General features: G+C 41.2%; 10 protein-coding genes. 3 read left to right on the top strand and 7 right to left on the bottom strand.

What is annotated here, in order from left to right:
* Nucleotides 1-24: 24 nt before the first annotated feature.
* Nucleotides 25-483 carry a transcriptional regulator AsnC gene (gene asnC / locus HUS61_RS18560; RefSeq protein WP_054554220.1) on the bottom strand — a complete coding sequence of 153 codons (459 nt, stop codon included), beginning with the start codon at nt 481-483 and terminating at the stop codon, nt 25-27.
* 197 nt (nt 484-680) lie between these two features.
* On the opposite strand from asnC, the gene asnA reads away from it, so the two are divergent.
* Nucleotides 681-1676 (top strand): aspartate--ammonia ligase, encoded by a 996-nt coding sequence (asnA, locus tag HUS61_RS18565; protein WP_175083325.1) that lies wholly within the window; start codon nt 681-683, stop codon nt 1674-1676.
* Between the two features lie 44 nt (nt 1677-1720).
* Here the strand turns inward: asnA and HUS61_RS18570 are convergent, their stop codons facing one another.
* The 6 genes from HUS61_RS18570 to HUS61_RS18595 all read right to left on the bottom strand — a co-directional run bounded on the left by HUS61_RS18570 (nt 1721) and on the right by HUS61_RS18595 (nt 8147).
* Complete coding sequence (locus tag HUS61_RS18570; protein ID WP_175083326.1) at nt 1721-3325, bottom strand: DUF342 domain-containing protein; 1605 nt, start codon at nt 3323-3325, stop codon at nt 1721-1723.
* A gap of 153 nt (nt 3326-3478) precedes the next feature.
* Entirely contained in the window at nt 3479-3871 is a 393-nt protein-coding gene (locus HUS61_RS18575) for a RidA family protein (protein WP_054554223.1), read from the bottom strand.
* An 11-nt stretch (nt 3872-3882) separates the two neighbouring features.
* Nucleotides 3883-5988, bottom strand: coding sequence for a bifunctional GTP diphosphokinase/guanosine-3',5'-bis pyrophosphate 3'-pyrophosphohydrolase (spoT, locus tag HUS61_RS18580; protein WP_175081165.1), 2106 nt, complete (start codon nt 5986-5988; stop codon nt 3883-3885).
* A gap of 130 nt (nt 5989-6118) precedes the next feature.
* Nucleotides 6119-6394, bottom strand: a complete 276-nt coding sequence (rpoZ, locus tag HUS61_RS18585) for a DNA-directed RNA polymerase subunit omega (protein ID WP_054554225.1) — start codon at nt 6392-6394, stop codon at nt 6119-6121.
* Between the two features lie 102 nt (nt 6395-6496).
* Nucleotides 6497-7117 (bottom strand): guanylate kinase, encoded by a 621-nt coding sequence (gene gmk / locus HUS61_RS18590; protein ID WP_175083327.1) that lies wholly within the window; start codon nt 7115-7117, stop codon nt 6497-6499.
* Between the two features lie 169 nt (nt 7118-7286).
* A complete protein-coding gene (locus tag HUS61_RS18595) occupies nt 7287-8147 on the bottom strand; it encodes a YicC/YloC family endoribonuclease (RefSeq protein WP_175083328.1) in 861 nt (286 codons plus the stop codon).
* A 181-nt stretch (nt 8148-8328) separates the two neighbouring features.
* Between HUS61_RS18595 and rph the strand changes: the two genes are divergently transcribed.
* Both rph and pyrE read left to right on the top strand, forming a co-directional pair.
* Entirely contained in the window at nt 8329-9042 is a 714-nt protein-coding gene (gene rph, locus HUS61_RS18600; protein ID WP_054554228.1) for a ribonuclease PH, read from the top strand.
* Between the two features lie 22 nt (nt 9043-9064).
* On the top strand, nt 9065-9709 hold the full coding sequence (pyrE, locus tag HUS61_RS18605) for an orotate phosphoribosyltransferase (RefSeq protein WP_054554229.1): 645 nt from the start codon (nt 9065-9067) through the stop codon (nt 9707-9709).
* Nucleotides 9710-9994 lie beyond the last annotated feature (285 nt).

Genomic DNA, 9994 nt, shown 5'->3' on the forward strand with positions numbered 1-9994 from the left:
ATTCTAATTGGCGCTGATTATACCCTAGGGAACAACAGCACGGCTAATAGGGTTTTGTAATGAGATCAGCGTTTCTGTTGACTGAATAGCTTCGATGGCTTGTATTTTGTTAATTAACACATCTTGTAGATGATCAATTGAGCGCGCCATCACTTTGATAAATATACTGTAATTACCTGTGGTGTAATAGGCTTCGACAACTTCTTCTAGTTCTTTTAAATGCAGTAAAGTTTGTGGGTAATCACGTGCATTGTTAAGGTTAATACCAATAAAACAGCAAACATCGTAACCAAGCTGTTTGGCATCAATACTGACTTGGGTGCCTGTAATAATTCCCGCTTGTTTCATCTTTTCGACCCGTACATGAATAGTCCCGGCACTGACTGCAAAGCGTTTAGCGAGTTCTGCATACGCTGTTCGCGCATTTTCCATTAAAGCATTAAGGATGTTTTTATCGAGATTATCGATTTGATAATTTTCCATGGTATTTATTAGTGTTAATTAGTGAATCAATAAATTTTATAGCATTATTTTTATGAAAATTTCAATGTTAAGTTCTTTTTATTGCGGGTTATTGAAAATTATCTTTGTTTAGTTGAGGATTGTTTTAACAGGAGGGGCCAAGCAGCGGGTTTCTCTAATTAAGCAAGTAACAATAACTGGGAATGAGGCCAATTATTATGAGTTCACACTACCTGCAGCAACAGCAGCAAATTAGTAAAGTAAAACAGTTTTTTTCAAGCCAATTAGAACAACAATTAGGGTTAGCTGAAGTACAAGCACCAATCTTGGCAAAAGTAGGCGATGGTATTCAAGATAACTTAAGCGGTACTGAAAATGCTGTATCGGTAGCAGTGAAAACAATTCCGGGTAGCCAATTTGAAGTAGTCCACTCATTAGCTAAGTGGAAACGCAAAACCTTGGCTGATTACGATTTTTCGGTAGGTGAGGGGCTCTATACGCACATGAAGGCGCTTCGTCCTGATGAAGAATCTTTAAGCCCAATTCACTCGGTGTATGTTGATCAATGGGATTGGGAAAAAGTGATTTGCGAGAGTACTGAACGTACTTTAGACAAGCTTAAAGAAACCGTAACATCACTTTATCAGGCGATTAAAGCAACCGAAAGCTTTGTCGCAAGCGAGTTTGATTTAACGCCGTTTTTGCCAGAGCAAATCACCTTTGTACACAGTGAACAGCTACGTCAGATGTATCCAGACTTTACTGCGAAACAACGTGAAAAAGCGGTAGCACAAGAGTACGGTGCGGTATTTTTAATTGGTATAGGCGGCACACTTGCAGATGGCAAAATTCATGACGTACGAGCACCGGATTATGACGATTGGTCAACACAAACCTGTAGTAAATTTGCAGGCTTAAACGGTGATATTTTAGTTTGGAACCCTGTGCTTGAAGATGCATTTGAAATCTCTTCAATGGGCATTCGTGTAAGCCCTGATGCATTAGCTACTCAATTAGCGATTACAGGCGACCAAGCTCGCCTAGAGTTTGATTGGCATAAACAACTACTGGCGAAGAAGTTTCCGCAAACAATTGGTGGTGGTATTGGTCAATCACGACTCGCTATGTTGCTGTTACAAAAACAGCATATCGGGCAAGTACAAGTTGGTGTTTGGCCTGAACAGCTAAAACAGCAAGTGGAAGGAATTCTTTAAAGAGTAATGACCCTAGTAAAAAGAGGCTTTAAGCCTCTTTTTTATTAACTAGTTTTAAACTCTACCTCAACCTTGTTTTCTTCAAGTTTTACCTTACATGGCGGGTATTGGCGGTTAGTGAGTAGAACTTTTTCGAAAATATGAATTTCGACCCCTGAATGCAGTTTTTTATTAACGACTAATTGCGCATCTTCCAGTAAATCATGCAGATGATGCTCCAAGCTTGATAGCTTTTTCTCAAGCATTTCAGCTTGCTCGCAATAGTGTATTTGTGTGGCACCAATTTTTGCGAGTAACTGTTTTTTCTTTTCTGCGTCTTTTACTTGATCTGCTTTTTCGATAGCCGCTTGCAAAGTATCTAGTTGTGAATCTGTTTGTGCTAAATCTTTTAAACACTGATCAGTTTGCGCGGTGACATCAGCACCCGAGGCTGCTAAGTGAATAACCATTTTAGCACCCGATTCATTACCTATTTCGCCAGCAATTAACATTTGTGCGTCTAGGATCTCTCCGCCGAATAGCTTGCCTTGCGGATTATCTTCTTGGCCTATTTGTAATAGCTTAGTAGCTTTCATCGTACAATGGCTGGCTTGGCGTTCAATGAGGATATTATTGGCTTCAAGGTAGCAGTATTGACCATGTGATAAGTGAATGTCACCTTGGCTGATAATATTACATGACAGCTTTTTATCTTCGAGCTGGTGACCAATTACACCTTGTTTTATGGTGATATCGCCAGCTGCTGATAAATGACCAGATTCCACAGTACCCATCACTGTGATATCGCCTTTGGCATTAATGCGCATGCCTGGTTCAACGTTATGAGTCACAATAACGCTACCTTCAAAATCTACGTGGCCACTTTTTACGTTTACATCGGCAATAGTAAAAATATCATCGACACGCATACCGTTGGCAATATCAACGGGTACACCAGCAATCACTGAAATCAGCTCAAGCGGGTTGTTTTTTGATATTTCGGTGCCTTCACCTGCGACTAGTTTGCTGTTTTCTCCCGGTTTTGCAGGAAGTACATCACCAGTAACAGTAAATCCTTCTTTGCCAGGAGTAGCAGGAATTTGTTTTATAAGTAATACACCGGGTTCGACACTGGCGAGCTTGCCAAAGTCACGCATGTCGGCTGTGCCGTCTTCACGTAGTTTAGGTTTTTTTAAGCGGTCTTTTAAGGTCTCAACCTGTGGTACGAACTTAGATGGTTGGCCATCAATCGGTAAGCGACCTTTTGCGAGCATACCTTTAGCAACTTCACCTGCAGGTAACTCAAACTGTTGTTGTAATAACTTTTCTAAGAAAGCTTGCTTATAACCGCGGGCAACGCCTGCTTTGATAAGCTCTTTTTTAGCATCGTCAAGCGTCATGACTTTGCCACCTTCAGCTAAAGTTAGCTCGCCAGTAGCCAGCATTTTATCATCACTCAGGGTGACAACTAGGCTCGCATCATGTTTAGAGGCAACAACAAGCATGCGCTCATTTGAGTCGCTTTTAAAGAAGTTATTGATAGCTTCATGATCCACTCTGCATTCGCAAAATGGTGACTTTTCTAATGCTTCGATAATAAACGCAGCACTAGGAGGCGAGTTTTCATGAACATCTAATAAAACGTTGCCGTTGTGAGCGAGCTTAAACACCTGGAGATCCTTTTTTACTACATTAGCTAAAGGTTTTACTTGTTATAACAACAGAGTGCTAGAGATTTGCTGATGAGTCAAGAATTTCGGATGAGGGAAGTAATAACTTTTTCTAAAAAAGAGCCAGCAACTTTGCGTTGCTGGCAGGGCTGATTAGTTTGTTGAAGGTAGCTCCATGATACCGTCAATTTCAACTTGCACGCCTTTTGGTAGCGCACGTACGCCAATTGCGGCACGAGCAGGGTATGGTTGCTTAAAGTACTGGCTCATCACTTCGTTAACAATCGCAAAGTTAGATAGGTCAGTTAAAAAGATATTCACTTTTACCATGTCTTGAATTTGACCACCCGCAGCTTGGCAAACAGCTGTTAGGTTTTTGAATACTTGGTGAGTTTGCTCAGTAAAGTCTTCAGAGATCACTTCCATCGTCTCTGGTACAAGTGGGATTTGACCTGATAAATAAACAGCCGTACCTACTTTAACTGCTTGGCTGTAAGTACCGATTGCTGCAGGCGCATTATCAGTAGAAATAAAAGATTTGTTCATGATTATCCTTGTTACTTTTTACGATAGACTCTTTGCACATCAGGCATAACGCGAATGCGGCGCATAATGTTAGCAACATGAACGCGGTTTTTAACCGTGATGCCTAAATCTATCATGTATAAATTACTTTCTTTTTCGTCAGTCGCTATTTCAACAATGTTGGCTTGGGTTGAGGCAACAACATTGGTTAATTTAGCCAGTGCACCTTGGTGATTGATAATCTCAATACGCAGGGCTGCAATATATTCTTTCTCTGGGTTATCGTCCCATTTTACAACTAAGTATTTTGAGCGCTCTTTTTCCCAACCACGAATGTTTTTACATTCTTGGCGGTGAACAGTAAGGCCTTTACCTTGGCTAATATAAGCAGTAATAGCATCACCTGGGACTGGTCGGCAGCATTTAGAGTAATTAACTAACATGCCTTCAGTACCGATGATGGTTGCTTTTGCTTTTTGTGCAAGGTCGTCTAGGTCGTCTGCATCAACTTGCATTAAGCGTTTTGCAATAAGCACACTCATAAGATTACCTGAGCCTATTTCGACTAATAGCTCAAGTACGGTATTTAGTTCATGCTCTTGAAGTACACGGCGAATGTTTTCATCTGGAATATCATCGAGTTTGGTTTCACCAAGTGCTGAGTCTAGTAAACGTCGACCGAGCAGCATGGCTTCTTCATGCTGTTGGCTCTTCAGGTAATTGCGAATACCTAAACGTGCTTTACCTGTTACAACAAAATTTAGCCAAGTTGCATTAGGGTGCGCCCCTGAGCTGGTGATGACTTCGACCGTTTGCCCTGTATCAAGCGCTTTACTCAGCGGGTGAGGTTTACGGTTAACGCGTGCACCTACACAGGTATTACCTACATCAGTGTGAACTGCATAAGCAAAGTCGACTGCTGTCGCACCCATAGGTAGTTCAACGATGCGACCATCTGGCGTGAAAACATAGATCTCTTCAGGGAATAGCTCTGTTTTAACGTTTTCAACAAACTCAAAAGACGAACCTGCACTTTGCTGAAGCTCCAGTAAGCTTTGCATCCATTGGCGAGCACGTTGTTGTGCTGTGTGGCCTGCGCTATCACCGGCTTTTTTATACATCCAGTGAGCAGCCACCCCTTTATCTGCCATATGATCCATGTCGTGGGTACGAATTTGAATCTCAACAGGAATACCATGAGGGCCAACTAATGAGGTATGAAGCGACTGATAACCATTGGTTTTTGGTACAGCAATATAATCTTTAAAACGGGTTTCGATTGGTTTGTAAAGGTTATGCGCAACACCTAATACGCGGTAACAGGTATCCATATTATCAACATTGATACGGAACGCGTAGATGTCCATCACTTCGTTAAACGACAGCTCTTTATTAAGCATTTTTTTGTAAATGCTATAAAGGTGTTTTTCGCGGCCAGATATAGTTGCTTCGATGCCAGACTCTTCCAAACGTGCTTCAATTTCAGTCTTAATATTGCTGATAACTTCTTTACGGTTACCACGTGCTTTGACCACTTCTGATCTTAATGCGCGATGACGCATCGGGTATAACGCTTGAAAGCCTAAATCTTCTAATTCATTTTTAATATCATGAATACCAAGGCGGTTCGCAATTGGCGCATAAATCTCTAGGGTTTCACGGGCAATACGACGGCGTTTGTCAGGGCGCAGTGCGCCCAAAGTACGCATGTTGTGAGTACGGTCAGCCAGTTTAATTAAGATCACACGAATATCTTGCGTCATCGCCATGATCATTTTGCGGTAGTTTTCGGCTTGGAATTCTTTTTTATCTTTAAAGCTGAGTTTATCTAGTTTACTCACCCCTTCAACAAGCTCGGCAACTGTGTCGCCAAAAATTTCAGCTAAGTCTTGTTGGCTAAAGTCAGTGTCTTCAATCACGTCATGCATCAGGGCAGCCATCAGCGTTTCGTGGTCTAAGTGCATGCCGGCAAGTATTTGTGTCACTTCGACAGGGTGGGTGATATAAGGCTCGCCACTTGAGCGTGTTTGGCCTTCGTGGGCTTCGCGAGCGACCACGTATGCTTTTTGTACCAGCTCAATCTCAGCGGGTGGTAAGTATTCGGATATTTTCTTTTTGAGGCCTTCGAATAGATACAAAGTCACACTCCAATGCGCAAATGAAGTAAATCGGTAACGGTATGAATAGAATATACGATGAAAAGAAGGGCTTGCCAACGGCTAGTGTAGAAATACTAGCCGTATAGCTAAATCAAAGCGGGGAGCTTGATTATTGGTTGCCACCTACGATAGCAGCCACAGCAGCCATTTCTGCTGCTTCTTGATGTTGTTGTTCTTCACGATCAATTAAGTCCATAGAAGAGCTATCTACTAACCCTTTCTCAATTTCACGTAAAGCAATAACCGTTGGTTTGTCATTTTCAGCATCAACGAGTGGATCTTTACCACCAACCGCGATTTGGCGGGCACGACGAGCCGCAACTAAAATTAAGTCAAAACGATTACCAATTGCATCTACTGCATCTTCAACAGTTACGCGAGCCATCTTAGCACTCCAAATAAATTCTTAAGCAAAGGCGTAGTTTACTGTACCAAGTTAAATTCGCCAATAGCTTGTGGTTAATTTTTATCTTATTCTTAAAAAGTATTACTTAAGTAAGTTCTCTAATAACGCCTGATGGCGCACAGTTTGGCTTTTTAACGATAAACGTTTAGCCATAACGATAGTTTCGATTTCTGTAAGTGCAGTATCAAAGTCATCGTTAACAACAACATAATCATACTCATTATAGTGTGATGTTTCTGATTGTGCTTTTGCCATTCTTCCTGCGATTACCTCAGCAGAGTCTTGACCACGGTTATTTAAGCGTGATTCAAGTTCTTCTTTTGATGGCGGAAGAATAAAGATAGTCTCAACATCATCAACTAATTTGCGAATTTGCTGAGCACCTTGCCAATCGATATCTAAAAATACATCATTGCCTGCTGCAAGTTGGCTTTCGATTGCTTGCTTAGACGTACCATAGTAGTTATCAAACACTTGCGCCCATTCAAAAAAGTCATTTTTCTCAATTAGCGCTTTGAACTCATCCACAGAGACAAAGTGATAGTGCACACCGTTTTCTTCGCCCGGACGAGGTGAGCGAGTGGTATGCGAAACCGATACCTTCATATCGCTGTGTTTCTTTAGTAAAGCACCAATTAAGCTTGATTTACCAGCCCCTGATGGAGCTGACAAGATAAATAAATTTCCGCGAGTTTGCGCCATGATCTGTCTCTAATAAAAAATAAACAGGCTCGGACTATCGCTAATCCAAGCTTTTAATTGAACTATTGTACTTTATTTCGCTAAAAGTGCTCAAGTTTGCCTGCTTTTAGACTTTTTAAAACAAAAGACCCAGCAGGTGCTGGGTCTTATAAAAATCTGTAAAGCGTGCTTATTCTATATTTTGGATCTGTTCACGCATTTGCTCGATTAACACTTTTAGCTCTACCGCAGCGTTTGTGATATCACTGTTGATAGACTTTGATGCTAACGTGTTTGCTTCACGGTTAAACTCTTGCATCATAAAGTCGAGGCGTCGGCCACATGCGCCGCCTTTAGTTAAGATTTTTTTGGTTTCTTTAACATGCGACTTTAAGCGGTCAAGTTCTTCAGCGACATCTTGTTTTTGTGCAAGGTAAATAAGTTCTTGCTCAAGGCGAGACTCATCGATATCTGTTTTTAGTTCTTCTAGCTTTTGGTTTAGTTTTTCGCGCTGCCATTTAGCAATTTCTGGTAAGTGGCCTTCAACAATAGTTACTTGGTCTAAAATAGCATCAAGGCGAGTTGCTATCATTTCTTGTAAGTTTGCGCCTTCATCGCCGCGAGCTTGTTTAAAATCTTCAATTACTTGGTCAAACCCTGCAATTAGCGCAGTGTTTACACTATCCATATCGAGCTCTTCGGCTTCCATAACGCCAGGCCAACGTAAAATATCAACAGGGTTGATGTCACCATTGCTTTGGTTTTGCACCCATTGTGCGCTTTTAATTAATTGCTCAGCGAGTGATTCATTAATCGTTAACTCACCAACATGCGCTGGATTTGCAGCAAACTTTAAGAAAACTTCAACCTTACCGCGTTGTAAATGTTTACGTAAACGCTCACGAATAACTGGTTCCATGCCACGAAATTGCTCAGGTGCGCGGATAAAAGTTTCAAGGTAACGTTGGTTTACTGAACGAATTTCCCAAGTGCCAGTGCCCCATTCGCCTTTAATTTCGCGGCGCGCATAAGCTGTCATGCTGTGGATCATGGATGATTTCCTAGTGTTATTAAATTTACAAAGTTGACTGATTATACCGAATCAGCTTTTAACCTCTAGCGTAAATTTTCTGAAATGTGCTTTTCTGATGCAGTTAATTATGTAAATGAACATGGCATCTGGCACCACATCGACTTATAATGTGGCAAATTCAGAATTAAGGGGATCGTTAATGCGTCCAAGCGAAAGAACACCTAACCAAATTAGACCGGTTACATTCACACGTAATTACACTATGCATGCTGAAGGTTCAGTATTAGTAGAGTTTGGAAATACTAAAGTTTTGTGTACAGCAACTGTTGAAGCTGGTGTACCACGCTTTATGAAAGGCCAAGGTAAAGGTTGGGTTACGGCTGAATACGGTATGTTACCTCGTTCAACACATACTCGTAATGGCCGTGAAGCATCGCGCGGTAAGCAGGGCGGTCGTACTATGGAAATTCAACGCTTAATCGCACGTGCGCTTCGTGCCGCGGTTGATTTAAAGGCGTTAGGTGAAAATACCATTACTATCGATTGTGATGTTATTCAAGCTGATGGCGGTACACGTACAGCATCAATCAGTGGTGCATGTGTTGCATTAGTTGATGCGCTTACTTACATGCGTAGTAAAGGTATGATTAATTCAAACCCACTTAAGCATATGATTGCGGCAATTTCAGTTGGTGTATATAAAGGTCAACCAATTAGTGACCTTGAGTACCTAGAAGATTCTGAAGCCGAAACAGATATGAATGTGATCTTGACCGAAACTGGCAAAATCATCGAAATTCAAGGTACAGCTGAAGGCGAACCTTTCTCATTCGACGAACTTGATGAGCTACTTACATTAGCTAAGCACTCAATTCGTGAAATTATCGACGTTCAAAAGCAAGCATTAGCTTAATAAAGAAGTAGGTTTATTAGTTATGAAAGATTATCAAAAAGAGTTTATTGAATTCGCACTTGAAAAGCAGGTGCTTAAATTTGGTGAGTTTACTTTAAAGTCTGGCCGCACTAGCCCTTATTTCTTCAATGCTGGTTTATTCAATACCGGTCGTGACCTTGCACGCTTGGGTCGCTTTTACGCTGCAGCACTTGAAGATGCGGGCATTGATTACGATGTATTATTTGGCCCTGCTTATAAAGGTATTCCAATCGCAACGACTACAGCGGTTGCTTTAGCTGATCATCACGACAAAGATGTACCTTACTGTTTTAACCGTAAAGAGAAAAAAGCACACGGTGAAGGTGGTACATTAGTAGGTTCTGAACTTAAAGGTAAGATCATGTTAGTTGATGACGTGATCACGGCAGGTACAGCTATTCGTGAATCTATGGAAATCATTGCAGATAATGGTGCAGACTTAAGTGGTGTTTTAATTGCACTTGACCGCCAAGAGAAAGGCAAAGCTGAGTTATCTGCTATTCAAGAAGTTGAGCGTGACTTTGGCACTAAAGTTATCTCTATTGTAAAACTAGCTGACTTAATTAGTTACCTAGAAGCCAAAGGCACAATGGATGAGCATTTAGCCGCAGTAAAAGCATATCGTGATCAATACGGCATTGCTTAACACCTAAAAACGCGAACTATTTAAAGGCCCAGCTATATTACTGGGCTTTTTTGTTTTTAGAGTATTGTACTTTTATGGCCTTAAATACGGTCAAAAAGTTACTGAAGCGTTAATAAAGTTTCTCTTTTGTGGTGTTTAGACTAAAAAGGATACAAAAGGCAGTTTTTTTAAAGTTTTCTCAAAAAAGTGCTTGCGTTAATTCGCTGCATCCCTATAATGCGCATCCACCGACACGGCGGACTGCTTACAAAAAAGCAAAACGACGAGTTGGTTGAGTCAAGTAAG

This window comes from Pseudoalteromonas sp. 0802, from assembly GCF_013350085.1.
Taxonomy (GTDB): domain Bacteria; phylum Pseudomonadota; class Gammaproteobacteria; order Enterobacterales; family Alteromonadaceae; genus Pseudoalteromonas.